General features: G+C 59.6%; 21 protein-coding genes and 1 pseudogene. 10 read left to right on the forward strand and 12 right to left on the reverse strand.

Features of this window, described 5'->3' with window-relative positions:
* Positions 1-35 precede the first annotated feature (35 nt).
* Genes mraY through mraZ form a run of 7 tightly spaced genes read right to left on the reverse strand, consistent with a single transcriptional unit; the run spans position 36 to position 7,728 of the window.
* On the reverse strand, positions 36-1,118 hold the full coding sequence (gene mraY, locus Z947_RS0115330; RefSeq protein WP_025045168.1) for a phospho-N-acetylmuramoyl-pentapeptide-transferase: 1,083 nt from the start codon (positions 1,116-1,118) through the stop codon (positions 36-38).
* A 42-nt stretch (positions 1,119-1,160) separates the two neighbouring features.
* The gene (locus tag Z947_RS0115335; RefSeq protein ID WP_025045169.1) at positions 1,161-2,588 is read right to left on the reverse strand and encodes a UDP-N-acetylmuramoyl-tripeptide--D-alanyl-D-alanine ligase; all 1,428 of its coding nucleotides are present in this window, start codon (positions 2,586-2,588) and stop codon (positions 1,161-1,163) included.
* The gene (locus Z947_RS0115340) at positions 2,585-4,066 is read right to left on the reverse strand and encodes a UDP-N-acetylmuramoyl-L-alanyl-D-glutamate--2,6-diaminopimelate ligase (RefSeq protein ID WP_025045170.1); all 1,482 of its coding nucleotides are present in this window, start codon (positions 4,064-4,066) and stop codon (positions 2,585-2,587) included. Before Z947_RS0115340 ends, Z947_RS0115335 begins: the two co-directional genes overlap by 4 nt.
* A 14-nt stretch (positions 4,067-4,080) precedes the next feature.
* Positions 4,081-5,871, reverse strand: a complete 1,791-nt coding sequence (locus tag Z947_RS0115345; protein ID WP_025045171.1) for a peptidoglycan D,D-transpeptidase FtsI family protein — start codon at positions 5,869-5,871, stop codon at positions 4,081-4,083.
* Entirely contained in the window at positions 5,868-6,224 is a 357-nt protein-coding gene (ftsL, locus tag Z947_RS0115350) for a cell division protein FtsL (protein ID WP_025045172.1), read from the reverse strand. The genes Z947_RS0115345 and ftsL overlap by 4 nt, the downstream gene beginning before the upstream one ends.
* A gap of 2 nt (positions 6,225-6,226) precedes the next feature.
* Positions 6,227-7,219, reverse strand: coding sequence for a 16S rRNA (cytosine(1402)-N(4))-methyltransferase RsmH (gene rsmH / locus Z947_RS0115355; RefSeq protein WP_025045173.1), 993 nt, complete (start codon positions 7,217-7,219; stop codon positions 6,227-6,229).
* A 5-nt stretch (positions 7,220-7,224) separates the two neighbouring features.
* Positions 7,225-7,728, reverse strand: coding sequence for a division/cell wall cluster transcriptional repressor MraZ (gene mraZ / locus Z947_RS0115360; protein WP_025045174.1), 504 nt, complete (start codon positions 7,726-7,728; stop codon positions 7,225-7,227).
* A gap of 775 nt (positions 7,729-8,503) precedes the next feature.
* Between mraZ and Z947_RS0115365 the strand changes: the two genes are divergently transcribed.
* Positions 8,504-9,289, forward strand: a complete 786-nt coding sequence (locus Z947_RS0115365) for a hypothetical protein (RefSeq protein ID WP_025045175.1) — start codon at positions 8,504-8,506, stop codon at positions 9,287-9,289.
* A gap of 43 nt (positions 9,290-9,332) precedes the next feature.
* Here the strand turns inward: Z947_RS0115365 and Z947_RS0115370 are convergent, their stop codons facing one another.
* Positions 9,333-10,418: an Mrp/NBP35 family ATP-binding protein gene (locus Z947_RS0115370; RefSeq protein WP_025045176.1), complete on the reverse strand. Its 1,086-nt coding sequence runs from the start codon at positions 10,416-10,418 to the stop codon at positions 9,333-9,335.
* Positions 10,419-10,923: 505 nt separating this feature from the next.
* Here Z947_RS0115370 and Z947_RS0115375 point away from each other — a divergent pair.
* On the forward strand, positions 10,924-11,145 hold the full coding sequence (locus tag Z947_RS0115375; protein WP_025045177.1) for a DUF1127 domain-containing protein: 222 nt from the start codon (positions 10,924-10,926) through the stop codon (positions 11,143-11,145).
* Between the two features lie 336 nt (positions 11,146-11,481).
* Here Z947_RS0115375 and Z947_RS0115380 read toward each other — a convergent pair whose 3' ends face one another.
* Positions 11,482-13,899, reverse strand: a complete 2,418-nt coding sequence (locus Z947_RS0115380; RefSeq protein ID WP_025045178.1) for an ATP-dependent helicase — start codon at positions 13,897-13,899, stop codon at positions 11,482-11,484.
* Positions 13,900-14,172: 273 nt separating this feature from the next.
* Between Z947_RS0115380 and Z947_RS0115385 the strand changes: the two genes are divergently transcribed.
* The gene (locus Z947_RS0115385) at positions 14,173-17,613 is read left to right on the forward strand and encodes a pyruvate carboxylase (protein ID WP_025045179.1); all 3,441 of its coding nucleotides are present in this window, start codon (positions 14,173-14,175) and stop codon (positions 17,611-17,613) included.
* A 35-nt stretch (positions 17,614-17,648) separates the two neighbouring features.
* On the opposite strand, the gene Z947_RS0115390 is transcribed toward Z947_RS0115385, so the two are convergent.
* On the reverse strand, positions 17,649-18,437 hold the full coding sequence (locus Z947_RS0115390) for a response regulator (protein ID WP_025045180.1): 789 nt from the start codon (positions 18,435-18,437) through the stop codon (positions 17,649-17,651).
* Positions 18,438-18,534: 97 nt separating this feature from the next.
* Between Z947_RS0115390 and Z947_RS21925 the strand changes: the two are divergent.
* The 4 genes and pseudogenes from Z947_RS21925 to Z947_RS0115410 all read left to right on the forward strand — a co-directional run.
* Positions 18,535-18,916 (forward strand): annotated as a pseudogene (locus Z947_RS21925) (biotin/lipoyl-containing protein); the annotation flags it as partial.
* Positions 18,917-18,976: 60 nt separating this feature from the next.
* A complete protein-coding gene (locus Z947_RS0115400; RefSeq protein WP_025045182.1) occupies positions 18,977-19,648 on the forward strand; it encodes a MarC family protein in 672 nt (223 codons plus the stop codon).
* Positions 19,649-19,757: 109 nt separating this feature from the next.
* Positions 19,758-20,138: a VOC family protein gene (locus tag Z947_RS0115405; protein WP_025045183.1), complete on the forward strand. Its 381-nt coding sequence runs from the start codon at positions 19,758-19,760 to the stop codon at positions 20,136-20,138.
* Positions 20,139-20,211: 73 nt separating this feature from the next.
* The gene (locus tag Z947_RS0115410) at positions 20,212-20,694 is read left to right on the forward strand and encodes a DUF2244 domain-containing protein (protein ID WP_025045184.1); all 483 of its coding nucleotides are present in this window, start codon (positions 20,212-20,214) and stop codon (positions 20,692-20,694) included.
* 231 nt (positions 20,695-20,925) lie between these two features.
* Here Z947_RS0115410 and Z947_RS0115415 read toward each other — a convergent pair whose 3' ends face one another.
* Positions 20,926-21,384, reverse strand: a complete 459-nt coding sequence (locus Z947_RS0115415) for a GatB/YqeY domain-containing protein (RefSeq protein ID WP_025045185.1) — start codon at positions 21,382-21,384, stop codon at positions 20,926-20,928.
* Positions 21,385-21,582: 198 nt separating this feature from the next.
* Here Z947_RS0115415 and carA point away from each other — a divergent pair, with 198 nt between their 5' ends.
* The gene (carA, locus tag Z947_RS0115420) at positions 21,583-22,740 is read left to right on the forward strand and encodes a glutamine-hydrolyzing carbamoyl-phosphate synthase small subunit (RefSeq protein WP_240477539.1); all 1,158 of its coding nucleotides are present in this window, start codon (positions 21,583-21,585) and stop codon (positions 22,738-22,740) included.
* An 85-nt stretch (positions 22,741-22,825) separates the two neighbouring features.
* On the forward strand, positions 22,826-24,832 hold the full coding sequence (locus Z947_RS0115425) for a glycosyltransferase (RefSeq protein WP_025045187.1): 2,007 nt from the start codon (positions 22,826-22,828) through the stop codon (positions 24,830-24,832).
* On the opposite strand, the gene Z947_RS0115430 is transcribed toward Z947_RS0115425, so the two are convergent.
* Positions 24,829-25,482: a GntR family transcriptional regulator gene (locus tag Z947_RS0115430; RefSeq protein ID WP_025045188.1), complete on the reverse strand. Its 654-nt coding sequence runs from the start codon at positions 25,480-25,482 to the stop codon at positions 24,829-24,831. The two genes, Z947_RS0115425 and Z947_RS0115430, sit on opposite strands and share 4 nt — an antisense overlap.
* Before the next feature lie 97 nt (positions 25,483-25,579).
* Between Z947_RS0115430 and Z947_RS0115435 the strand changes: the two genes are divergently transcribed.
* Positions 25,580-26,242, forward strand: coding sequence for a pyrimidine 5'-nucleotidase (locus tag Z947_RS0115435; RefSeq protein ID WP_025045189.1), 663 nt, complete (start codon positions 25,580-25,582; stop codon positions 26,240-26,242).
* Positions 26,243-26,251 lie beyond the last annotated feature (9 nt).

Here is a 26,251-nt window from a genome sequence, read left to right on the forward strand (position 1 = left end):
CATTCCGGTGCGCGACAGCAGACGCCAGTGCCCACTTACCGCACCTTCAGCGTCGCCAACCCGATCATCGCCAAAATCAAAGAGATGATCCAGAACCGGATCACGATCTGCGGCTCGGCCCAACCCTTTTTTTCATAGTGATGATGGATCGGCGCCATCAAAAACACCCGCTTGCCGGTACGTTTGAAATACAACACCTGAATCATCACCGACATGGCTTCGGCCACGAACACACCGCCGACAACCGCGAAAACAATCTCGTGCTTTGCCGCCACCGCAATCGATCCCAAAGCGCCGCCCAAAGCCAGAGATCCGGTATCGCCCATGAAAACCGCAGCAGGCGGGGCGTTATACCACAAGAACCCCAATCCGCCGCCGATCAACCCCATGGTAAAGACCAGCATTTCGCCCGTGCCGGGGACGTAATGCAGCCCCAGATCCTCGGTAAAATCGACGCGCCCCACGACATAGGCAATCACACCCAAGGTCGCCGCAGCGATCATCACCGGCATAATCGCCAGCCCGTCCAGACCATCCGTCAGGTTCACCGCATTGGCAGCCCCGACGATCACGATCACCGCGAACGGGACGAAAAAATATCCCATATTGATCAGCGTGTCTTTGAATACCGGCACCGCCAGTTGATACTGCAAACCTTCGGGGTGATACATGCTGGCCCAGAAACCTGCGATGATCGAAATCAATAAACCCAGCAAAATCCGTATCTTGGACGACACACCGGCCGTGTTCTGCTTGCTGACCTTGGCATAATCATCGGCAAACCCGATGGCCGCAAAACTCATGGTGACAAACAGCACCAGCCAGACAAACGGATTGTCCAGCCGCGCCCACAGCAAGGTCGAAGTCAACAAGGCCCCCACAATCAGCAGCCCGCCCATGGTCGGCGTGCCCGCCTTGACGAAATGCCCCTCCGGCCCGTCTTCGCGGATCGGCTGGCCTTTGCCCTGCGTGCGGCGCAGCACGGCAATCAACGGACGTCCAAAGATAAACCCGAAAACCAGCGCTGTGATAAAGGCGCCACCGGCGCGGAAGGTGATGTAGCGAAACAGGTTAAAGAAATCGCCGCCATCCGACAGCAGGGTCAACCAATACAGCATTCAACGCGCACCTTATCATCATATTGTGGGAACAAGTCCACTTTACACACCATCTACCCGATGGCCCATTTTGCGGATGGCGTCAACAATCGCGCCCAGTTTCATCGACAAAGACCCCTTTGCCAACACCACGTCACCGCTGTCCAGCTTTTGGCGCAATCCCGTTAACATCTCTGCCGATGTTTCGGTCCAGTCGCCGCGCTGGTGCTCCGGCAATAGTTCGTAAAGCGAACGCATCAACGGTCCGATACAATGCACCACGTCCAACTCTTTGGTCGCCTCCAGATGGGCCAGTCCCGCGTGCAGTGCCACAGCGTCCTCGCCCAACTCTTTCATATCGCCCAGAAATGCGATCCGGCGTCCCTTGCTGACGCGCCCGATGTCATGGGTCACCGCACTGGCGGCCAGCACCTCAAGCGAGGCCGCCATCGAGGTCGGGTTCGCATTATAGCTGTCATCAATCAGTGACAGCGTCAGATGGTTTTCCACGGGATCGAGCGTAATCATCTCGCGCACGCCGCGCCCCTGAAACGGCGTCCAGCGCCACAGCGACTGCGCCGCCAGCGCCAGATCGGCCCCCAGCGCCTGCACCACCGCCAGCGCCCCCAGCCCGTTCATCGCAAAATGCCGGCCCGGCGTCGCGATCTTGAACAGCAAGGGCGTGCCATCGGCATCCGCCTGCACCACCGTGGCATCCGCCTGCACGGAGACGTCTTTCAGCTTGAACTGGAACCCGTGTTCGCCAAATTCGATCTCGCGCAGTTTGCAATCCACCGCCTTGGCCATCAGGATCGCGGCATGTTCAATATCGGCGTTGATCACGGCCACACCGCCCACCGGCACCCCTTCGAAAATCGCCGCCTTTTCCACAGCAATCTGCGCGACGTTCTCGAACGCTTCCAGATGCGCGGCCGCAACCGTGGTCACCATCGCCACATCGGGGCGTGCCATTTTGGCCAGCGGGGCAATTTCACCGGGGTGGTTCATGCCGATCTCGATGATCGCATATTCAGTGTCCTGCGGCATCCGCGCCAGCGTCAGCGGCACGCCCCAATGGTTGTTATAACTCGCCACAGAGGCATGGGTGCGCCCCTGATCGCCCAACATCGCCAGCAGCATTTCCTTGGTCGAGGTTTTGCCAACCGACCCGGTGACCGCCGCCACTTTCGCACCTGTGCGCGCCCGCGCCGCAACGCCCAAGGCTTCAAGCCCTGCCAGCACATCCTCGACAATCAACAAGGGCGCATCTTCGGCCACGCCCTCGGGCACGCGGGCAACCAAAGCCGCCCCCGCCCCTTTTTCCAACGCCTGCGCGACAAATTCATGCCCGTCGCGCACGTCCTTGAGCGCCACAAACAAATCGCCCTGCGCAATCGTGCGTGTGTCAATCGACACCCCGTCACAGGCCCACGTGCCAACTGCGCGACCTCCGGTGGCTGCTGCCGCCTCTGCGCTGGTCCAAAGTGTCATGTCAGCCTCCCGTCAAGTGCTGCCACAGCCACACTCGCCTGTTCCACATCATCAAAGGGCAGCACATCATCACCGACGGTCTGCCCCGTTTCATGCCCCTTGCCCGCCACCAACAAGGCGTCACCGGGTCCAATCGCATCCACCCCGCGCAGGATCGCTTCGGCGCGATCCCCCACCTCGGTCGCATCCGGTGCCCCCAACAACACCGCTGAGCGGATCACCGCCGGATCTTCCGAACGCGGGTTATCATCAGTCACAATCACCAAATCGGCATGTTCAGCCGCCGCCGCCCCCATCAAGGGCCGCTTGGTCGCATCGCGATCCCCACCCGCCCCGACAATCGCCACCAGCCGGCCCATCACATGCGGGCGCATCGCCTTAAGCGCGGTCGCAATCGCATCGGGCGTATGGGCGTAATCCACAAACACCGCCGCCCCGTTGTCGCGCGTGGCCGCCAGCTGCATCCGCCCGCGCACGGTCGTGAGGTGGGGCAGCGTGTCAAATACATCCGCCGCATCCGCCCCGCAGGCAATCACCAGCCCGCAGGCCAGCAAAACGTTTTCCGCCTGAAACCCGCCGATCAACTCCAGCCGTTTTTGATAGTCCTTACCGCACCAGGAAAACCGCAAATCCTGCCCCGTCGCGTCAAACCGCTGGCCAGTTAGCTGCAAATCACCGCCATCACGCCCCACCGTGATCACCGCACACCCGCGTGCCCGCGCAATTGCCGCCATTTCAACGCCCTTGGGGTCGTCAATGTTGACCACCGCCGTGCCATCTTCTGGCAACACGCGGGCGAATAGCCCCGCCTTGGCGTCGAAATAAGCCTCAAATGTCTCGTGGTAATCCAGATGGTCCTGCGTGAAATTGGTAAATCCCGCCGCCTTCAACGTCACCCCGTCCAACCGGCGCTGGTCCAGACCGTGGCTTGAGGCCTCCATCGCGCCATGCGTAATCCCGTTCGCCGCCGCATCGGCCAATGCCCTGTGCAAGGTAATCGGTTCCGGCGTGGTATGGGCCAGCGGCGCGGTCCATGCCCCCTCGACACCGGTGGTGCCAAGGTTGACGGCGCTCAACCCCATCTCGATCCAGATCTGGCGGACAAAAGTCGACACGGATGTTTTCCCATTGGTCCCCGTCACCGCCACCATCGTCGCGGGCTGCGCGCCGAACCACAATGCCGCTGTGCGCGACAAGACCTCGCGCGGGGCGTCCGTAACAATCACTGCCACGCCAGCCTCTGCCATCACATCTGCCGCGATCACAGCGCCCTCGGCGTCCGTCAGAACCGCCGCCGCGCCCATGCGCACCGCATATTGAATAAACTCGGCTCCGTGCACACGACTGCCCGGCAAGGCAGCGAACAAGAACCCCTCGCGCACCAAACGGCTGTCGACCGCCAGTCCGGCAATATCGGGATTCGCGCCGCCCCGTGCCGTAAGCCCAAGGGAAGAAAGCGAAACACTTGATGGGCTCATGGGGAAATCTTCTATCAGTTATTGCTGCTGGTCAGCGTTACCATAGAGGGTTTCACAGGTTCAACAGCGGGGCGCAGCCCCAGCAGGGGTGCGACGCGCCGGATCATCTCGGCCGCGACTGGAACAGCCGTCCAACCGGCGGTGCGGCGTGGCTTGTCACCAGAGTTTTCCGAAGGCTCGTCCAGCGTTACAATCAGCACATATTTCGGATCATGCGCCGGAAAGATCGAGGCAAAGGTCGCCAGCGTCTTTTTCTTGTAATACCCGCCGCGTGGCTTGGGCTTGTCCGCCGTGCCGGTTTTGCCGCCGATGAAGTACCCCGGCACCCGTGCGAAACTTGCTGTGCCTTTCGCCACCACCTGACGCAACATCATCCGCCCGTCCCGTGCGGCCCGTTCGGACATCACGCGCGGCCCTTGCTGGGGATTGGTCTGCTTGATCAATGTCGGGCGCACCTTGTAGCCGCCATTCGCAATCGCGGCATATCCTGCCGCCAGATGCATGGGCGAGGTCGACAATCCGTGACCGTAAGAGATTGTAACCGATGACAAATCCGTCCACTTCTTCGGCAACAACGGCTTGCCGCCGGCGGCTTCGACGATTTCGAACGGTGTCGCTTCGAAAAAGCCGAGGTTTTTCAGAAACTCCTGCTGGCGCTTTGCCCCGATCTGCAACGCCATCCGGCCCGTGCCGCGGTTCGACGACTTCACAATGATATCCGTCACCGACAAAGCACCGTAGTTTTTGCCCTGAAACTCGCCGATCCGAAAACCGCCAACCTTCAGCGGTCCCTTGGTTTCGATCACCGTTTGCGCATTCACCAGACCCAGCTCAATCGCTTGGGTCGCGGCGAAAATCTTGAACACCGATCCCAGTTCGTACACACCCTGCACCGCGCGGTTGAACAGCGGGCTGTCAGAGGCATCCCCCTCCACCGCCGGCCGGGGCCGGTTGTTGGGGTCAAACGTCGGCAGCGACACCATAGAAATCACTTCGCCGGTCTTCACGTCCATCAACACGCTTGTCGCGCCCTTGGCGTTCATCAACTTCATCCCGCCCCACAGGATCCGCTCCGAGGCAGCCTGTACCGTAAGGTCCAGCGACAACTCCAACGGCTTGCCCGCGTTCACCGGATCGCGCAGATAATCGTCGAAATATTTCTCGACGCCCGCCACGCCGATCACCTCGGCAGCATGCACGCCTTCCTTGCCATAAGACGCGCCGCCCATGATATGCGCCGCAAGCGATCCGTTGGGGTACAGGCGCATGTCGCGCGGCGCGAACAACAGACCAGGATCACCGATGTCATGCACCGCCTGCTTTTGCTCCGGGCTGATTTTCTTTTTGATCCACAGGAACTTACGCTTGCCGGTGAAATCCTTGATCAGCCGCTCTTCATCCAGATCTGGGAAAACCTTGACCAACCCTTTGGCGGCCATCACCGGATCAACCATATGTTTGGGCTGGGCATAAAGCGCATGGGTGTCGAAATTCGTCGCCAATAGATTGCCGTGCCGGTCGACAATATCCGCACGGCTGGCCGAAATCACCGCACCGGGGGCATGGGCGCGTGGCTCGACCGGATCAGTGCTGGCGAGCATCCCCATACGGGCACCGACGACCCCGAAGGCGCAAAAGAAAAATACGCCCAACACCAACAGGCGCCCCTCGGCCCGCAACCGCGCACCGTCGCGCATCTGCTCGTGGCGGATACGTTTGTTTTCATTCTCGATGGCGTCGGGATTTTCGCCCTTTTGGCGGGCATCCAGAATACGCGCCAGCGGGCGCAGGGGCGTGCGGATCATAGCGGGTCCTCGTCATCAGCGGCTGCGCTGGAAACATCTACGGGGTTGGTGATCGGCAGCAGGGGGGCGGGCGGATAAGGCACCTCGTCCACCTGCCCGAACTGATCAGGATGTAGTGGCAACAGGCCCAAACGTTCAAAATTGATCTCCGCCAGATCGCGCAGCCGGTCGGGGCGGTTCTGATACGCCCACTCCGCCTTGAGCACCGCCAGACGGGCATGGGCCGCACGGATATTGGCGTGCAGCCTGTCCGCCTCGCTTAGGGCCTGCTGGGTCGCGTAATTCTCGCGGTAGGCCCAGAAGGCCAAAGCAATCACCGCAATTGTCGTCAGGATATGAAGCACTGCCCGCATCGTTAAAATCCTTTGACCATCGGCATCCCGATGGATTTTGCATCTAATGCACCGCTTGGCGCATCTGTTCTGATGGCCACCCGCAGCTTGGCCGAGCGCGAGCGCGGGTTCTCTTCCAGTTCCTGCGCATCCGGCCCGATGGCCTTGCGCTTCTTGACGGTGAATTGGGGCGCGTCCTGCGCCATTTCAGGGGCGAACCGGTTCGCATTACCCCCGCCGCCCGACCGCGCTGTCAGGAACCGTTTCACCATGCGATCCTCGACCGAATGAAAGGTCACAACGGCCAGCTGACCGCCGGGCTTCAACGCCCGCTCCGCCGCCATAAGCCCCTGAAACAGTTCACCATATTCATTGTTAACCGCAATCCGCAGGCCCTGAAAACTGCGCGTCGCCGGATGGCTCTGCCCGGGCTTGGCGCGCGGCAAACACCCCTCGACCAGCTTGGCCAGCTTCAGTGTCGATACAATGGGGGCCTCATTGCGCGCCCGTACGATTGCCGCTGCAATCCGGCGGCTCGCACGTTCCTCACCAAACTGAAACAGAATGTTGGCGATGACCTCTTCATCGGCCTCATTCACGATATCGGCGGCGGAGGGGCCGTCCTGCGACATCCGCATGTCCAACGGTCCGTCGCGCATAAAGGAAAACCCGCGCTCCGCCAGATCCAGTTGCATCGAGGACACCCCAAGGTCCAGCACCACACCATCCAGATCGGACGCATATTCGTCCATCTTGGAAAACACACCGCGCTGCATTACCAGCCGGTCACCGTATTCTCCGGCCCATTCGGCTGCCATCTCGAATGCCAGTGGGTCGCGGTCGACTGCGATCACCTTGCGCGCCCCCGCTTCCAGAAACCCGCGCGTATAGCCACCCGCACCAAACGTCCCGTCCAGCCAGACACCCTCAACAGGTGCGACCGCCTCCAGAATGGGGCGCAACAGAACCGGGGTGTGGGGGGCAGAAGGTGTATCCGAAGAGGCCGCAGCAGCCATTATCTCTATTCCCCCGAAGGACCGTCGAGGAACGCCATCGGATCAAAGTCTTCTGGCAAATCGTCCAGCCATTCTTCTTCTTTGGCGCGCTCGACAGTGTCATATGTCTCGGTCTTCCAAATCTGGAAGGTATCACCGGCAGCAATGAAAAACGCCTCGTTCTCAAGGTCGATCTTGTTGCGCAGCTTGGCGGGCAGAACCAAACGGCCGGTTTCATCTACATTTGTCGGGAACGACTGACCGTGGAACAGGCGCTGCAACATCTTGCGCTCCATACTGCCACGCGGCAAGGCGTCGATCTTGGCGTCCACCTCGTCAATCGCGTTCATTGTATAACATTCAAGGTAATTGCGGCGGTGATCACCATAGACAATGACCAACTCGGGGTTTTCACCCGACTTCCAGTTCGGATCGCCAGCCTCCAGCACACGCCGAAAAGAGGCTGGAATTGAAACCCGCCCCTTCGCATCGACCTTGTGGTGGCTTTCGCCTCTGAACCTGCGGCTCACTGTACTTACGTCCTACTCGCAACCTTGCGTCTTGTTGTCCGTCCCACCGGAAAACAGGGTGTTAGATGTGGAAACGGCGGGTCTGATCTGCTGCCACTGATCAACCCGCCGTTCCTGTCCCGCTTTGCGGGGAAGTCCGACTGCGCGCGCCACCTGGGGGGATGTCTGCTCGCTCGCGCGCCGGATCTCTTGGTCTGATGAAAGCGAGGTGCCTGTATGAAACCTGCTAGGTTTTGTTTTTGTTTGGGGTCGTTTGGTGCCCCGTAGTCCCGTTCTCATCCGATGTAATAGGGATACCGTGGGAATTCATGGGCGTCTACAAAAAGTTTGGGAATTACCCCCAATATCTTGTTCTACACAGGCTTTGAAAACAAGATATTGTAGCGCGAGCTGGCTCAAAATTAGCTTAAATTGTCACTCAATTCACGTCAGGCACAAGATATAGTAGCGCCAAAAGACGCCCCACAACGTCCCATCAATTCCCAAAAAACTTCACACACAGACTTATCCACAGGCTATGTTCTTATCTTGTTCTCAAGTCAATCTGTATTTCACCCCAAGATTCAACCGAAATCCCGCAAAAGTGATTCGAAAATCGCACCCGTCCCATGGCCGATCCGCCCCCTATCGTACCATTTCCCATGCATTCCCGTGCACGTTCCCATGATTTCCCTAAAATCGCCCCGCACCGCAGCAAACGGCGGCAAAAACCGCCAGAGCTTGCTTCTTTACCCCCAAGACGCCACAACAGCCCCAGATTTCGACGGAGAAGATAGTGAACACTGCATTGGCAATTTTGGCCCACGCCCTGCGTATGCTCATCTTTGAAACCACAACGACCCTGCGCGTGATCCTGCCCGCATTGATTGTGGTGATGGGATGCAGTCTGGCCATCGCTATATTCGCGCCGGACATGATCACGCTGATGCAGACATCACCCGACACGGCCGTGCCGCCTGCCCCGCAAACCGCGCTCGGCTTTCTGGTGTTCGGCGCGATTGGCTTGATGGGCTACGCGCTGATGGCAATCCTGTGGCATCGACACGTTTTGCTTAACGGGGCAGAACGCCCCGAACACCTGCATCCCGACAGCCGCATCTTCTTTGGTTATATCTGGCGTGCAATTCTTGTGGGGTTTGCCCAGCTGCTTGCGGCCATTCCCGTGTCCGTTCTGATTGGCGTGGCAGGTGGTGTCGCGATCCTGAACAATCCCACCGGTCCGCTGGCCACGCTTTTAGGCCTGATCGGCGGCATCATCTTTCTCTGGATCGCCATGCGGCTCAGCCTTGTCCTGCCTTCCGCGGCCATTGGCCGCCCGATGCGCATGCGCAAAAGCTGGAACATCACCAAGCCCGCCGCATCCGCGCTTTGGGGTGTAGCCCTGCTGCTGTCCGGCCTTAACATGTGTGTCTATACAGTTACGGGCCTGCTGCTGCCCGACATCGGCAGCTTTTCGATGCTGATCCATACGCTAGTCTACGTTTTGGAAGGGCTGGTTTTTGTCTCTGTGCTGACAACGCTATATGGTTACCTGGTCGAAGGCCGATCGTTGGGCCAGTAACCACACAGCGCTGTCAAAGAGACGCCACCGCAGCCGGTGGCGCTTAGGCCATCCCGCCGCGGATCAACCCGTCCGCGATCTGCGCATAGGCTTTGGCCATCACACCCTCCCCCGCAGCAACCGGCGTGCCCGCATCCCCTGCAAGCCGTGTCTCCAGATCAATTGGCAGCGCGCCCAGCAAGGGCACATCCATCTTGGCCGCTTCCGCCGCCACACCGCCACTGCCAAAGATCTCGTGCTCCGCACCGCAATCAGGGCAGACAAACATCGACATGTTCTCGATCAACCCCAGAACCGGCGTCTTCAATGTCGCGAACATATCCAGCGCCTTGCGCGCATCAATCAGCGCCACATCCTGCGGCGTGCTGACCACAATCGCGCCGCTCAACTCGGACTTGGTGCACAGGGTCAACTGCACATCCCCCGTGCCCGGCGGCAGATCAACCAACAACACGTCCAGCTCGCCCCATTCCACCTGACCCAGCATCTGCTGCAAAGCGCCCATCAACATCGGGCCACGCCATACAACCGCCTTGCCCTCTTCCATCATAAACCCGATCGACATCAAGGTGACCCCATGGGCGTGCAACGGGATGATCGTCTTGCCATCGGGGCTGGCCGGCTTCTTGTTCACCCCCATCATGCGCGGAATGCTCGGCCCGTAAATATCCGCATCCAGCAGCCCCACCTTGCGCCCCGCCTTGGCCAGCGCCACGGCAAGGTTCGTACTGACGGTGGATTTCCCCACGCCGCCTTTGCCGGAGCCGATCGCCAGAATGCGCTTTACGCCTGACGGCTTGCTTGGCCCTTCCTGCGGCTTGGGGTGCCCCCCGATCTTGAGGCTGGGCGGCGCGGCAGGTTTCGCCGCTGGCCCATGCGCGGTCAGTGCTACAGTCGCCTGCGTCACACCGGGCAGCTCCGATACCACTTTTTCAGCCGCATCGCGCAGCGGGCCCATTTGCCGCGCCACATCCGCATTCGGGGCTTCGATCACAAACCGCACGATTCCCCCCTCGACGTTCAGGGCGCGCACCAGATCATGGGCCAACAAACTGCGCCCGTCGGGCAAACCCACCCGCTCAAGCGCGGCTTCGACATCTGCTTTGGTGACAGGGGTGGGATCAGACATGGCGCGGCTCCTTTAAAGTACTTGCTTGCACGTGACATCGCATTTTACGCACAGGACACAAGGGGGCGCGGCCAATTGCCCACTTATTAGGCGCGCCGCCCAAGGATCGTCCAGCGGAACCATGTTCTTGCTGCATGGCAGCATTGCAAAGAAATCCATTGTGCAAGCGCAGCAAAAAGGCGATTGTAGGTACATCGAAGCGACGCAAGTCCTTCACCAGAAAGACCAGACGCGTTCATCCTCCTCCCGAACAAGTCTGTATTTTAGGCGGCGGTATCTCCTCCCAGATATCGTCGCCGTTTTTTTATCCAAATCACCGCTGCACCCCACCTGCCGCTTCATGCAGGTGAACTGTTTCTTTATCTATTACAGTGTATTGACCCGACGTCCCCTATGCAGAAACCGCATAGCGGCATTGTCGCCATGTCCGTTGCGCGGGGCCAGATAGGGTCTATGTACCCCTCAACGAAACGTAACGATTTACAAATTTAGACGAGGCGCCCGAATGGCATATTTGACATCATCATCCGCAACCGGCACATCTTTTGGCATGCGTGCAACCGCAGCATTTCAGAACATGGTCGCCAGCTACAAACAGCACCGCCTGTACCGCGAGACCTTCAACGAGCTGAGCGCGCTCAGCAACCGTGAACTCGCCGATCTGGGTCTGCACCGCTCGAACCTGCACCAGATTGCACGGGAATCAGCGCAGACTGCACAGCGCTAAGAGATCCTGCCGCGCCACGCCTCCCCGTGGTGCTGCAGGTCACGCCGGCCGCAGCAACATCTCCTCCCTGACGTTGCAGCCCCGCCGCGTGACAAGACCCGAAGCATGATCCTCCCATCAGATTTCGGGCCTAACCAGAACAGCCGCACCTTCCTCCCAAGGTGCGGCTGCTTCTTTTTCAGGGGGCCCACAATTCAACCGGCCCGCAGTCCATTCGATTGTCCGTCGATCAGAGCAGCGCAGAACAGGCCCGCGCAACCACCCTTGCCCATCACAAACGGGTCGCCCCCAAACCGACAAATGTCGCGTGATCGACACCCATACCCCAAACGCGGATTAAAACGGCACGTCGTCACATCCAGTGACAAAGCGGGAGACAACTTTCTTTGTTCCCGCTTTTTCAAATTCAATCTCCAGCTTGTCGCCTTCGATTCCCACAACCGCGCCATAGCCGAATTTCTGGTGGAACACCCGTTCCCCCATACTGAAGCTGCTGACGGCCTGCATATCAATCGTCGCATTCTTGGCCTCTGACGGTTGCGACACCCCGCGTTCGCCCGCGCGCGATTGCAACCGCCGCCATCCGGGCGAATTGTAAACATTCGCCTCTGCCGCCGCTTCATGCAGGTTGCTGGTCGGCATCGCTGCCCCAAAACCGCCGCCATATAATCCGGGCGGGGTCAGCACCTCCACATGCTCCTCGGGCAATTCGTCAACGAACCGTGACGGCATCGCGCTTTGCCACTGCCCGAACACCCGCCGGTTCGCCGCAAAACTGATCGTGCACAGCGCCTCTGCCCGTGTGATTCCCACATAGGCCAGCCGGCGCTCTTCCTCTAACCCTTTGATCCCGCTCTCATCCATCGAGCGTTGCGACGGGAACAACCCGTCTTCCCAGCCGGGTAAAAACACCGCCGGAAACTCCAGCCCTTTCGACGCATGCAGGGTCATGATCGACACTTTCGCGCCGCCCTCGTCGCTTTCGTTGTCCATGATCAGGCTGACGTGTTCCAGAAAGCCTTGCAGGTTCTCGAATTGCTCCAAGGCCTTCACCAGCTCTTTGAGGTTCTCAAGCCGCCCCGGTGCTTCGGGTGTTTTGTCATTCTGCCACATGCCGGTATAGCCGGATTCGTCCAGAATGATCTCGGCAAGCTCCACATGGCTCATTTCGGGCGGGCCGTATTCCACCCGTGCCGGACCGCTCTCGTTGTCCAGCACCTCGTTGTCCACCTGCACCGGCATCACCGGCCCGCGCAGCTTGCTGTTCCAGCGTTCGATCCCGTCGATCAACAGCCGCAGCTGCGCCCCGCCCTTACCGCCAAGCCCGCCATTCGCCAGCAAGATCCGCGCGCCCTCAACAAGGTTCACGCCGTTTTCGCGCGCCGTCATCTGGATTTTCTGCTGCGCCTTATCGCCAAGCCCGCGCTTGGGCGTGTTCACAATCCGCTCGAACGCCAGATCATCATCAGGGCTGGTCACGACGCGGAAATACGCCATCGCATCGCGGATCTCCAAGCGCTCGTAAAACCGCGGCCCGCCAATCACACGGTACGGTAAGCCAATCGTCAAAAACCGGTCCTCGAATGCGCGCATCTGGTGGCTTGCGCGCACCAGAATCGCCATATGATCAAGGCTTACCGCCTCCATCCCGCGCGTCCCGCGTTGCATCGCCTCGATCTCGTCGCCGATCCAGCGCGCCTCTTCCTCGCCGTCCCAATGGCCGATCAGGCGCACCTTCTCGCCGTCCTCGCGATCCGTCCACAGGGTCTTGCCCAACCGCCCCTGATTGCCCGCAATCACACCGGACGCCGCTGCCAGAATATGCGGCGTTGAGCGGTAATTCTGTTCCAGCTTGACCACATGGGCACCGGGGAAATCCGTCTCGAAGCGAAGGATATTGCCCACCTCGGCCCCGCGCCAGCCATAGATTGACTGATCATCATCACCCACACAGCAGATGTTCTTATGCCCCTGCGCCAGCAGGCGCAGCCACAAGTACTGCGCCACGTTGGTATCCTGATACTCGTCCACAAGAATGTATTTGAACCAGCGCTGATACTGTTCCAGCACGTCACCGTGGGTCTGGAAAATCGTGACCATATGCAACAGCAAGTCACCGAAATCCGTCGCGTTCAGCTCGATCAGCCGCGCCTGATAGGCCGCGTAAATCTCCGCCCCGCGATGGTTATAGGCCGCCGCATCCGCCGCTGGCACCTTGTCCGGCGTCAACGCACGGTTTTTCCAGCCGTCAATGATCCCCGCCAACATCCGTGCCGGCCACCGCTTGTCGTCAATGCCCTCGGCGCGGATCAACTGCTTGAGCAACCGCAACTGATCGTCCGTGTCCAGAATGGTGAAATTGCTCTTCAACCCCACCAGTTCCGCATGACGGCGCAACAGTTTCACACAGATCGCGTGAAACGTCCCCAGCCACGGCATGCTCTCGATGCTCTGCCCCAACATGCCGCCAACGCGGGTCTTCATCTCCCGCGCCGCCTTGTTGGTAAAGGTCACTGCCAGAATCTCGTTCGGCCGCGCCCGTCCGGTATTCATCAAATGCACGATCCGCGCCGTCAGTGCCTTGGTCTTGCCGGTGCCCGCCCCCGCCAGCATCAGGACAGGTCCGTCCATCTGCTCGACCGCCGCGCGCTGCGCAGGGTTCAATCCATCCAAATAGGGCTGAGGCCGCGCGGCCATGGCGCGCGCGGACAGCGATGCGCCTTCAAAGGCGTCCATCTCATCAAAACTGCTCATCCCGCTAACCTACCCAATTCCGCGAAAAAGGAAAACCCGTGTTCGCCACATGTTCCCCTCCTCTTTTTGGCCTTAAATACTGCTGCGCGCCGCTTACCTGCTGCGCTAGCGTCAGGATTGCCCACCCCGTGACCTGCCGCGCTTTGTACCGCCAGCCCCTGATTCAGTCCGAAATGTTACAGAATTGTTGCGCCTTTCGCGGATCTCCCTATTGCGCTGCACCGCAGCACGGCTAGAGTGCGCCAAATTCGACAATCAAAGGACCAATTGCCCATGCCCGATTTCTCGAAGATCCTCATCGCCAACCGCGGTGAAATCGCCATCCGCATCATGCGGGCCGCCAACGAGATGGGTAAAAAAACGGTTGCCGTTTACGCCGAAGAAGACAAACTCGGCCTGCACCGCTTTAAAGCGGACGAAGCTTACCGCATCGGCGAAGGGCTCGGCCCCGTTGCCGCCTACCTTGCGATCGACGAAATGATCCGCGTCGCGAAAGCCTCCGGCGCGGATGCCATCCACCCGGGCTACGGTCTCTTGTCGGAAAACCCTGACTTCGTCGACGCCTGCGAGAAAAACGGCATCACCTTCATCGGCCCTCGTGCCGAAACCATGCGCGCCCTTGGCGACAAGGCCTCCGCGCGCCGCGTCGCGGTTGAGGCTGGCGTACCCGTCATCCCCGCCACCGAAGTCTTGGGCGACGACATGAACGCCATCCGCAAAGAAGCCAAAGAAGTCGGCTATCCCTTCATGCTCAAGGCGTCATGGGGCGGTGGCGGCCGTGGCATGCGGCCGATCTACGACGAAAGCGAACTCGAAGAAAAAGTCCTCGAAGGCCGGCGCGAAGCCGAAGCCGCATTCGGCAACGGCGAAGGCTACCTTGAGAAAATGATCCTCAAGGCCCGCCACGTCGAAGTGCAAATTCTGGGCGACAAACACGGCGAAATCTACCACCTGTTTGAACGCGACTGCTCCGTCCAGCGGCGCAACCAGAAAGTGGTCGAACGTGCCCCTGCCCCTTACCTGACCGATGATCAACGCGCCGAAATCTGCGAACTGGGCCGCAAGATCTGTGCCCATGTCGGGTATGAATGCGCCGGTACTGTCGAATTCCTGATGGATATGGCCGACGGCAAGTTCTACTTCATCGAAGTGAACCCGCGTGTGCAGGTTGAACATACCGTCACCGAAGAAGTCACCGGCATCGACATCGTGCAGGCACAAATCCTGATCGCCGAGGGCAAAACCATTGCACAGGCCACCGGCAAGGCGTCACAGGACGACATTCACCTCACCGGCCACGCCTTGCAAACCCGCATCACGACCGAAGATCCACTGAACAATTTCATCCCAGATTACGGCCGCATTACAGCGTTCCGCGAGGCGACCGGCATGGGCATCCGTCTGGACGGCGGCACCGCCTATTCCGGCGGCGTGATCACGCGCTACTACGACTCCCTCTTGATGAAGGTCACCGCCAAGGCGCAAACACCCGAAGCGGCCATCGCCCGCATGGACCGCGCCCTGCGTGAATTCCGCATCCGCGGTGTCGCCACCAACATCGCCTTTGTCGAGAACCTGCTGAAACACCCCACCTTCCTCGACAACACCTATCACACCAAATTCATCGACGAGACGCCGGATCTTTTCACCTTTACCAAACGCCGCGACCGCGCGACCAAGGTGTTGAACTACATCGCCGATATCTCGGTCAACGGGCACCCCGAAACCAAAGGGTTCCCGCGCCTGTCCCCCAGCACCCGCCAGCCCAAACCACCGGCCAATCGCGCCGAACCGCAAATGGGCACCCGCAACCTACTGGAGCAAAAAGGCCCGGCCGCCGTCGCCGACTGGATGGGCAAACAGCAACAACTGCTGATCACCGACACCACCATGCGCGACGGGCATCAAAGTCTGCTCGCCACCCGCATGCGTTCACATGACATGATCAAGGTCGCACCGGCCTATGCGGCAAACCTGCCGTCGCTCTTCTCCGTTGAATGCTGGGGTGGGGCCACTTTTGACGTTGCCTACCGTTTCTTGCAGGAATGCCCGTGGCAGCGCCTGCGCGACCTGCGCGAAGCCATGCCAAATGTGATGACCCAAATGCTGCTGCGCGCCTCCAACGGTGTCGGCTACACCAACTATCCCGACAACGTAGTGCAGTTCTTTGTCAAACAGGCCGCAGAATCCGGTGTCGATGTCTTCCGTGTGTTCGACAGCCTCAACTGGGTGGAAAACATGCGCGTGGCCATGGACGCCGTGATCGACGCGAACAAGGTCTGCGAAGGCACGATCTGCTACACTGGCGATATCTTCGACCCTGATCGCGCGAAATACGACCTGAAATACTATGTCGCCATGGGCAAGGAACTCAAAGCCGCTGGTGCGCATATTCTTGGCCTCAAAGACATGGCCGGATTGCTCAAACCCGCCCAAGCCCGCGTGTTGGTCAAAGCGTTGAAATCAGAGGTCGGCCTGCCGATCCACTTCCACACCCACGACACCGCAGGCATCGCAACCGCCACCATCCTCGCCGCCTCCGAAGCGGGCGTAGATGCGGTTGATTGCGCGATGGATGCGTTTTCGGGCAACACGTCCCAAGCCACCCTCGGCTCCGTCGTTTCCGCGCTGCAACACACCGACCGCGACACCGGCTTGTCGATGGATGCGATCCGCGAAATCTCGGATTATTGGGAGGACGTGCGCCACCAGTACGGCGCTTTTGAATCCGGCATGCAGGCCCCCAGTTCCGAAGTGTACCTGCACGAAATGCCCGGCGGCCAGTTCACCAACCTCAAGGCGCAGGCGTCCTCGCTTGGCCTTGACGACCGTTGGCCCGAGGTTGCGCGCACCTATGCAGACGTGAACCAGATGTTCGGCGATATCGTCAAAGTCACCCCCTCCTCCAAGGTTGTCGGCGACATGGCCCTGATGATGGTCTCCCAGGGGCTGACCCGCGCCCAAGTCGAAGACCCCGAAACCGATGTCGCCTTTCCTGATTCCGTCATCGACATGATGCGCGGCAATCTGGGCCAACCCCACGGCGGGTTCCCCAAAACCATCATGAACAAGGCGCTCAAAGGCGAAAAACCCAACCTCGAACGCCCGGGCAAGCACCTTAAACCCGTCGACCTTGAAGCAACCCGCGCGGACCTGTCCAAACAGCTCGACGGGCTTGAAATCGACGACGAGGATCTCGCCGGATACCTGATGTACCCCAAGGTCTTCCTTGATTACATGGGCCGCCACCGCCAATACGGCCCCGTGCGTACCCTGCCCACGCAAACCTTCTTCTACGGCATGGACCCTTCCGAGGAAATCTCCGCCGAAATCGACCCAGGCAAGACACTGGAAATCCGCCTGCAAGCCATTGGCGAGACCAGCGAAGACGGCGAGGTCAAAGTATTCTTCGAGCTCAACGGCCAGCCGCGTGTGATCCGCGTGCCCAACCGTCTGGTCAAAGCCACCACACAGCAACGCCCCAAAGCCGACCCCGCGAATGAGAACCACATCGGCGCCCCCATGCCCGGTGTCGTCGCCTCTGTCGGTGCCGTTGTTGGCCAACAGGTCCACGCCGGCGATCTACTGCTGACCATCGAAGCCATGAAGATGGAAACCGGCATCCATGCCGAACGTGACGCCATCGTAAAAGCCGTGCATGTGACAGCAGGCGGGCAGATCGACGCCAAGGATCTGCTGGTGGAATTGGAGTAAACCCATACCACCACGATGCGCGACGTGAGGGGGGGTCACCCCCCCTTGCGCCTGAACAACCTTGCCTTTTGCGACTTCCGCTCGGCCATCTGTGCTGGATCGACCCGCTCCAGCGCGAAATCGCCCACAGTCAGCAGCACCTCATCCTTGCGCTCTTGATCCTCGATATCCTTGACGAAATCGAACATCCGCTCGCAGGCCCGCTCGATCTTGCCGACGGCGATGGCATATTTCGTCTCGTCCAGCCGCACTGAATGCAGCCCGCGCACCTGTCGCATCATGTTGAACAGCAGCGGATTGAACTCTTCCGCGCATTGCCGCGTGAACTGGTTTAGAACCGTTTCGATGTTGGTCCGCAGGCTTGTCTCGATCTCCAGTCCGCGGTTCAATGCCGCCTTTTGCAGCGCATTCAACGTTGCCCGCCGGATCGCCTCGGGTGACACGGTGTCCTTTTTCACAAAATCGCTGCAGCCGTTCTTCATCGCGGCAATCGCCACGTCGACGTCATCATCCCCTGTCACCATGATCACAGCGACAGAGCGGTGTCGCTCATCGTTGGCAATCGCATCCAACGCCATCAAACCATCGCCATCAGGCATGTTAAAATCCAAAAAAATCAGATCAAACCGATCATTTTGCAGCGCCGTTCCCATCGCTTCCAGCGTGTCCGCTTCGGTGATGATCGCCTCAAAATCCAGATTGTCGCAGATGCGCCGCAATCGCGCGCGGTCAAAGCGTTCGTCATCAACGATCAAGATACTGACGACACTGGGTATCTTCACGGTCGATTTCAGCGCCGATATCTGAATCTTCTGCATCGACATCGGTGGGACCTCTCCTTGGACTGAAACGCTTCAGACCACAGCAGCCTTAAAGAAAGCTCAATATTTCGCGCCTTAGCGAAAACTTTTTCACCAAAGCGACCCAGGCAAGACACTGGAAATCCGCCTTCAAGCCATTGGCGAGACCAGCGAAGACGGCGAAGTCAAAGTGTTCTTCGAACTCAACGGCCAGCCGCGTGTGATCCGCGTGCCCAACCGCCTGGTCAAAGCCACCACACAGCAACGCCCCAAAGCCGATCCCGCGAATGAGAACCACATCGGCGCCCCCATGCCCGGTGTCGTCGCCTCTGTCGGTGCCGTTGTTGGCCAACAGGTCCACGCCGGCGATCTACTGCTGACCATCGAAGCCATGAAGATGGAAACCGGCATCCATGCCGAACGTGACGCCATCGTAATAGCCGTGCATGTAACCGCGAGCGGGGCAGATCGACGCCAAGGATCTGCTGGTGGAATTGGAGTAAATCCTATAGGCAGGCGCGAACCCGCGCTGCCGCCAACACTGAAACAGGATTCCTTACGTGATCTTCGACTGGACCTCGCTTATCCGCGAATTTGTGACCCTTCTGGTGGTCATTGACCCCGTCGGAACTGTGCCGGTCTATCTGTTCGCGGTGCAAAGCGTGCCCGCACGGCTGCACCGCAATTTTGCTATCCGTGCCGTCGCCATCTCAACGCTGGTGCTGCTGGTCTTCCTGGTTGGCGGTCAATATCTGCTCGAAACCCTCGGGTTGCGGCTGGGATCGTTCCAGATTGCGGGTGGCATCGTGCTGTTCCTGTTCGCCATGACGATGATCTTTGGCGATTCCAAACCCGCCCGCGAGATCGAGGAGGCAGAACGCGACCACCTTGCCGGCGCGGTTTTTCCCCTTGCCATGCCCTCTATCGCGTCGCCGGGGGCCATGCTGGCCATCGTGGTACTGACAGACAACCACACTGAAACCCTCGGCGAACAGGCGGTTACCGCCGCCATGCTGGTCGTTGTCCTTTTGCTGACGCTGGCCATCCTGCTGGCGGCCAACGTCGTCTACAAGGTCATCGGCAACACGGGCGTCAGTGTGATCAGTCGGGTCATGGGCATCGTCCTTGCGACGATCGCCGTTGATTCCATTCTGGGCGGGTTCGACGCGCTGGGTGTGCTGGATGTCTCACCGCCCACGCTGGACAGCCCGCTGGGGCAAACCGCTTCCAACTGATCCGCCCTTTTGTGGCTCAAGGCACCCTTTCGCAAAGCCACGCACCCCAAAGATCAATATTCCCCTCTTCGCCCTCGTCACCGCCGCCCCTTCATGTCATTCTGCCCTTATGAAACTTTCCGCCCTCACCCTCATCGTGCCCGATTATGACGCCGCCATCGCCTATTATTGCGGGACGATGGGCTTTGTGCTGGAACTGGATATCGACCAAGGCGACAAACGCTGGGTCCGCATCGCCCCGTCCAAAGGGGCGCAAACCGGCTTTATCCTCGCACGTGCAGCATCGCCCGAACAAACAGCCGCCATTGGCAATCAGGGTGCGGGCCGCGTCTGGCTGTTTCTGGAATCCGACGACTTTGCAGCCGATCACGCCCGCCTGAGCGCCGCAGGTGTCCAGTTCGAGGAAGATCCACGCCATGAACCCTATGGCACAGTCGCCGTTTTTGCCGATGCTTTCGGCAATCGCTGGGATTTGATCGAATACAGCTGACCCTGTCCAACCTGTCGCATTGCCTCTGCCCTTCGCGCTGCTACCTTTGATCCACACGATCAAGAGAAACGCGATGCCCTATAAATGGATCACCCCGCCCGACACGTCCCACCAGCAGATGCGCCTGTGGCCGCACCAGTCCCTGTCGCCCCGTGGATTTGCCGGTTTCATCCTCGCCACCTTCGTGATGATTCTGATCCCGACCCTGGCGCTTTTGGGTACAACCCTGCTGTGGGGCTTGCTGCCCTTTGTTCTGCTGGCGGTGGCAGGCATCTATTTCGCGCTGCAATCCAACCACAGGTCACGCCAGATCGAAGAACTGCTGACCCTTGATCCCGAAACCGCACGGCTGGTCCACACCACCCCCAAGGGCGAGGTCAAGGAATGGCAGTGCAACCGCTATTGGGTAACGATCAACAAATACGCAACCGACGGTCCGGTGCCGCAGTATATCACCCTGCGCGGCGAAGGACGCGAGGTCGAAATCGGCACCTTCCTCAGCGAGGAAGAACGCATCGCCCTTTACGACGACCTACAGCGCAGCCTGCGCCAATGAGGCGCCGCATGGTGCATCAAAGGTGTACAGGGGGTGCACGGGGGATGACGTTTAACACAAGGTTAAGCGCAGCTTATGCAAAACATGAGGTACGGCGCACAAGTATTTGATGTATATTGACATAATGAGGGCCGTAAAAAGAAAAAGGCCCCAAAGAACGCGCAACACGTTCGGGGCCTCTATCTCTAATAACTTTGTAAATATCGCAGTGCGAAAACAGCCACCGGCTGTTTAGCTTAGGCGATCTTTTACCATTGGGCCGACTTTGCCGAAATCCATCTGGCCGGTATATTTGCCCTTCAACGCGCCAATCACCTTGCCCATGTCGCGGATGCTCTCCGCGCCGATCTCGCTAATCGCCGCCTCGACAGCCGCGGCCGTTTCTTCTTCGTTCAACTGGCGCGGCAGGTATTCTTCGATGATCACAATCTCCGAGCGCTCCCGCTCGGCCAGATCAAGGCGTCCGCCTTCTTCGTAGGCGCGGGCGGATTCAAGCCGCTGCTTTGCCATTTTCCCAAGGATCGCAAGCACTTCGCTATCAGGCACACCTTCGTCAGTGCCGGTCGCACGGGCGGCGATGTCTTTGTCTTTGATCGCCGCATTGATCAGGCGCAAGGTGGACAGCCGTGCTGCGTCCTTGTCTCTCATTGCCTGTTTCAAAGCATCCGTGATGCGGGTGCGCAGAACCATTGATATGCCGCCTTGTTCTATGGAATTCTCAAGATTGCGACCATAGCTAAACAATCCCTGCGAAGCAATGCCATTGCCCCGAGGTTAAGGCCCTGAAATCACGCGATATCTTATTTACCGCTGATCCTTGACCCTGCCCCAGCGGACCAGTATCTACGGCATCGTTTACCCGATACATTCATGCCCCGGAGACTGCCCATGCGCCCTACCGCCTGCCTAGCCCTTGCTGACGGATCGCTGTTTTTCGGGATGGGGTTCGGGGCCACCGGCCAGACCGTCGCAGAGCTTTGTTTCAACACCGCGATGACCGGCTATCAGGAAATCATGACCGACCCTTCTTATGCGGGCCAGATCGTGACCTTCACCTTCCCTCATATCGGCAATACCGGCACCAACCCGCAAGACGATGAAACCGCTGATCCTGTCGCGGCGGGCATGGTCGTCAAATGGATGCCGACGGACCCGTCCAACTGGCGCAATGTACAGCCCATCTCAGAATGGCTCGCCGCGCGCGGTCGGATCGCCATCGGCGGCATCGACACACGCCGGTTGACCCGTGCGATCCGCCAGCAGGGTGCGCCGCACGTTGCCCTGGCCCATGACCCCGACGGCAATTTCGACATCGAAGCCTTGGTGAATGCCGCGCGCGAATTCGCCGGTCTGGAAGGCATGGATCTGGCACGCGAAGTCACCTGCGCGCAATCTTACCGCTGGGATGAAATGCGTTGGGCCTGGCCGGACGGCTATGCGCAACAGACTGACCCGAAACACAAAGTTGTCGCCATCGACTATGGTGCCAAGCGCAACATCCTACGCTGTCTTGCCTCTGCCGGTTGTGACGTTACTGTTCTGCCTGCGACGGCAACCTATGACGATATCATGGCCCACAACCCCGATGGCGTGTTTCTGTCCAACGGTCCGGGCGATCCCGCGGCAACCGGTGCCTATGCCGTGCCGATGATCCGCGATGTGCTGGACAAAACCGAACTGCCGGTCTTTGGCATTTGTCTGGGTCACCAGATGCTGGCCCTGACCCTTGGAGCCAAAACCATCAAGATGAGCCACGGTCATCATGGTGCGAACCATCCCGTCAAAGACAATGACACCGGCAAGGTCGAGATCACGTCGATGAACCACGGTTTCGCAGTCGATGCGCAAACCCTGCCGAAGGGCGTGGTGGAAACCCATGTTTCGCTGTTTGACGGGTCAAACTGCGGCATCCGCATGGAAGGCCGTCCCGTCTGGTCCGTCCAGCACCACCCTGAGGCATCGCCCGGCCCGCAGGACAGCTATTACCTGTTCGAACGCTTCGCCGCGGCCATGCAGGATAAGAAATCCGTAACAGAAACCGCATAAAACAGCGGCTATAGGGGTGCCATTAACCCCGCGTTAACCAACCCCTGCCAACGTCACCTTATGTTTAATGCGTAAGGCGTCTTTGATGAGTAATCTGCGGCTACACCTGAACGATCCGCAAGCGGCGCGGCCTGCCCGCCCGTCAATGCCGCTTGGCCGGCATCTGATCGAAGCAGGTGCGATTAAAGATAGCGACCTGATACATGCGCTCGATTTACAAAACCATATTGATGCGCCCTTAGGCGAAATCCTGATGGCCGAAGGCCTAGCCAAACCGCTCGATGTGCTACAGGCGCTGGCAGACCAGCATAACACCCAGTTGATCGACCTGCGCGATGATCCCCCGCAACCCGGACTAGGGCATCGCCTGCCGGCAAGCCTGTGTCTTGAATACCGCGCGGTTGCATGGCTGGACATGGGCGGTTCGCTGATTGTCGCGACCAGCCAACCCCATCGTTTTGCCACCCTGCGCCGCGCCTTGGGGGATCGCGCGCCAGCCATCCTGCCGGTGATCGCAAGTGATCAGCAAATCCAGGATGCAATCACCCGAACCTACGGTGACGAACTTGCCCATATGGCCGCCAACCGCGTGCCTGCAGCGATCAGTTGCCGCAATTGGACAATGGCGGGGCGCAGCAGACAAATCTGGGCGCTTGCCCTGCTCGCCCCTGCCATGATCGCGCTGTTTGCTGCTCCGATGCTGACCTTGACCCTTGCCACCCTGTTTGCCTTTGTTACCCTATTGATGACGACGGTGCTTAAGGCCTCTGCCCTCTGGTCCCAGATCACGCACAAGACCCCGGATGCTCCTTTGCCCTTTGTTGCCCAACGGGCCATGCCTTATCGCCTGCCAAGGGTGTCGATCATGGTGCCCTTGTTGAAAGAAAAAGAAATTGCTGGCGCTTTGGTCACGCGGTTGAACAAGCTGACCTATCCCAAATCCCTGCTCGACGTGGTGCTGGTGCTGGAAGAAAGCGACGCCACGACCAAGGAAACCCTTGCCCGCACCACATTGCCGCCATGGATCAGCGTGATCAGCGTGCCTGCGCGCGGTGGATTGACCACCAAACCCCGGGCGTTGAATTATGCGCTGGATTTCTGCAAGGGCAGCATCATCGGCGTTTGGGATGCCGAAGACGCCCCCGAACCGGACCAATTGGAACGCGTGGTCAGCCGCTTTCACACAGCCCCTGAAAACGTCGCCTGTTTGCAAGGGATACTGGATTACTACAACCCGCGCGCCAACTGGCTGGCACGGTGTTTCACCATCGAATATGCCGCGTGGTGGCGGGTGTTGCTGCCTGGTGTGGCGCGTTTGGGCCTCGTCATTCCGCTGGGCGGTACCACCCTGTTTTTCCGCCGCAAAATCCTGGAAAAACTGGCCGGTTGGGACGCGCATAATGTCACCGAAGACGCGGATCTCGGCGTGCGTCTGGCGCGAGCGGGCTATGTCACGGAACTGCTGCCCACGGTCACCTTTGAAGAAGCAAACTGCCGCCTTTGGCCCTGGGTGCGGCAACGCTCACGCTGGCTCAAGGGGTTTCTGATCACATGGTGTGTCCATATGCGTGACCCTGTGCAGTTGCTGCGGGATCTGGGCTGGGTCCGTTTTATGGGTGTGCAAACGATGCTGCTGGCCACGGTCGCGCAATTCACCTGTGCGCCGCTGCTTTGGTCCTTCTGGCTCGCGGTTTTTGGCGCGCGCCATCCGGTCGAGCAAACCCTTGGCAGTGGCGCGCTCTGGTCTATGGTGGTGGTGTTCATCCTGTCCGCGACGCTGAACCTTGGCCTGTCACTGGTGGCGGTTCACGGCAAGACGCATCGCCATCTGATGTGGTGGGTCTTCACGACCCCGTTCTACTATCCACTGGGCGCTTTGGCCGCGTTCAAAGCCCTGCATGAATTTGTGGTCAGCCCGTTTTTCTGGGATAAAACCGAACATGGTGTTACCCCGTTACAAGCCCCGCAAGCACCGGCACTGCCCAAGGCTGCGCCGCAAGTGATCCCGACAGCCCCCTATCCGCAACTGGTATTTCGCCGGCATGACCAGATGCACAGACCGGACGACATCCCCGAACGCGCCCGCGCCTAACCTTCGCCTTCCAACCCTTCGGCGACCTGTTTCAACCGGGTCACAAAAGCGACCGAGATATGGGCCCGTAACGCTTCGCTTGCACCCTCTTCGTCGCGCGCCTCGATCATCGACACGATCCGCGCATGTTCCGCCTGCGCGATCTCGCCGCGCCCCTCCGCCGCCAGCGATGTGGTCGCCATCAACGCCATAGAGCGGTACACAAGGTCCAGCTGCTGCACCAGATACCGGTTGTGCGAGGCCAGATGCACCTGCTTGTGAAACCGACGGTTGCTGCGGGACAAGGCCTGCGGCTGGTCAATCAACGCGTCATCCGCCTCGACCATCTCGCGCAGCACACGCACCTCTTCGGTTGTGGCGTGGCGTGCCGCCAACCGTGCCGCCAGCCCCTCCAGCTCGCCGCGCACCGCATAAAGTTCTGCCGTCTGGTTGTGATCCAGTGATGCCACAATCAGGCTACGCCCCTCGCGTGCCAGCAGGGATTGCGTTTCAAGACGCTGCAACGCCTCGCGGATCGGTGTGCGCGACACGGCGAACCTTTCGGCCAGCTCGCTTTCCACCAGCCGGTCGCCGGGCCGAAAGGTGCCGCCGTCAATCGCATCCAGTATCAGCGAATAGGCATCTGTTGATCCGGGTTTAGGCGCGGGCATTGCGAAATTCCTTTTAGATTGGCGCATCCTACCGAGCGCGGCCATTTGCGCAACCACCTGCCTTGCACGATCCTTGCGAACAGCCTAACGATGCCCCATGCCACGCACTGCTTTCACACATGTCGACACTTGGGTCTTTGACCTTGATCATACGCTCTATCCGCCTTCTGCGCGGCTGTTTGACCATATCGAAGTGCGCATGACCGCATGGGTCATGGACGTTCTCAAGGTCGACAAAGCCGAGGCCGACCGGCTGCGGGTCCATTACTGGCGCACCCACGGGACGACTTTGGCGGGCCTCATGCGCGAACATGACGTCGATCCCGAACCCTATCTGGTCGATGTACATGACATTCCGATGGACAGTTTGATCCCTGATCCCCTGCTCGCCGACCGCATTCGCGCGCTGCCGGGGCGGCGGATTGTCTATACCAACGGGTCTGCCCCATATGCAGAACGGGTGCTGGACGCGCGCGGGCTGTCGGGGTTGTTCGATGCCATCTACGGGGTCGAACATGCGGGTTTCCTGCCCAAACCGGAACGCGCCGCCTTTGACCGCGTTTTCGCCACCGACGGTGTCATTCCCACCCGCGCCGCCATGTTCGAGGATGATCCGCGCAATCTTGCCGCTCCTTTTGCCATGGGCATGCGCACCGTTCACGTCGCCCCTGACCCTCTTGCACCCGATCACGCCGAAGCGGGCCATGTGGAATATCACACGGACGATTTGTCTCACTTCCTTAGCCGCCTGACAGGTTAGACTGCTGCC

Source organism: Sulfitobacter geojensis, assembly GCF_000622325.1.
GTDB classification, from domain to species: domain Bacteria; phylum Pseudomonadota; class Alphaproteobacteria; order Rhodobacterales; family Rhodobacteraceae; genus Sulfitobacter; species Sulfitobacter geojensis.

Coding starts and splice junctions, on each gene's coding strand:
- rsmH (WP_025045173.1), bottom strand. CDS start 7,219: ATGGCTGCTGCGGCCTCTTCGGATACACCTTCTGCCCCCCACACCCCG.
- Z947_RS0115405 (WP_025045183.1), top strand. CDS start 19,758: ATGAAACTTTCCGCCCTCACCCTCATCGTGCCCGATTATGACGCCGCC.
- Z947_RS0115380 (WP_025045178.1), bottom strand. CDS start 13,899: ATGAGCAGTTTTGATGAGATGGACGCCTTTGAAGGCGCATCGCTGTCC.
- mraY (WP_025045168.1), bottom strand. CDS start 1,118: ATGCTGTATTGGTTGACCCTGCTGTCGGATGGCGGCGATTTCTTTAAC.
- Z947_RS0115390 (WP_025045180.1), bottom strand. CDS start 18,437: ATGTCGATGCAGAAGATTCAGATATCGGCGCTGAAATCGACCGTGAAG.
- Z947_RS0115345 (WP_025045171.1), bottom strand. CDS start 5,871: ATGATCCGCACGCCCCTGCGCCCGCTGGCGCGTATTCTGGATGCCCGC.
- Z947_RS0115335 (WP_025045169.1), bottom strand. CDS start 2,588: ATGACACTTTGGACCAGCGCAGAGGCGGCAGCAGCCACCGGAGGTCGC.
- ftsL (WP_025045172.1), bottom strand. CDS start 6,224: ATGCGGGCAGTGCTTCATATCCTGACGACAATTGCGGTGATTGCTTTG.
- Z947_RS0115415 (WP_025045185.1), bottom strand. CDS start 21,384: ATGGTTCTGCGCACCCGCATCACGGATGCTTTGAAACAGGCAATGAGA.
- carA (WP_240477539.1), top strand. CDS start 21,583: ATGCGCCCTACCGCCTGCCTAGCCCTTGCTGACGGATCGCTGTTTTTC.
- Z947_RS0115370 (WP_025045176.1), bottom strand. CDS start 10,418: ATGTCTGATCCCACCCCTGTCACCAAAGCAGATGTCGAAGCCGCGCTT.
- Z947_RS0115410 (WP_025045184.1), top strand. CDS start 20,212: ATGCCCTATAAATGGATCACCCCGCCCGACACGTCCCACCAGCAGATG.
- Z947_RS0115340 (WP_025045170.1), bottom strand. CDS start 4,066: ATGAGCCCATCAAGTGTTTCGCTTTCTTCCCTTGGGCTTACGGCACGG.
- Z947_RS0115385 (WP_025045179.1), top strand. CDS start 14,173: ATGCCCGATTTCTCGAAGATCCTCATCGCCAACCGCGGTGAAATCGCC.
- Z947_RS0115435 (WP_025045189.1), top strand. CDS start 25,580: ATGCCACGCACTGCTTTCACACATGTCGACACTTGGGTCTTTGACCTT.
- Z947_RS0115430 (WP_025045188.1), bottom strand. CDS start 25,482: ATGCCCGCGCCTAAACCCGGATCAACAGATGCCTATTCGCTGATACTG.
- Z947_RS0115375 (WP_025045177.1), top strand. CDS start 10,924: ATGGCATATTTGACATCATCATCCGCAACCGGCACATCTTTTGGCATG.
- Z947_RS0115425 (WP_025045187.1), top strand. CDS start 22,826: ATGAGTAATCTGCGGCTACACCTGAACGATCCGCAAGCGGCGCGGCCT.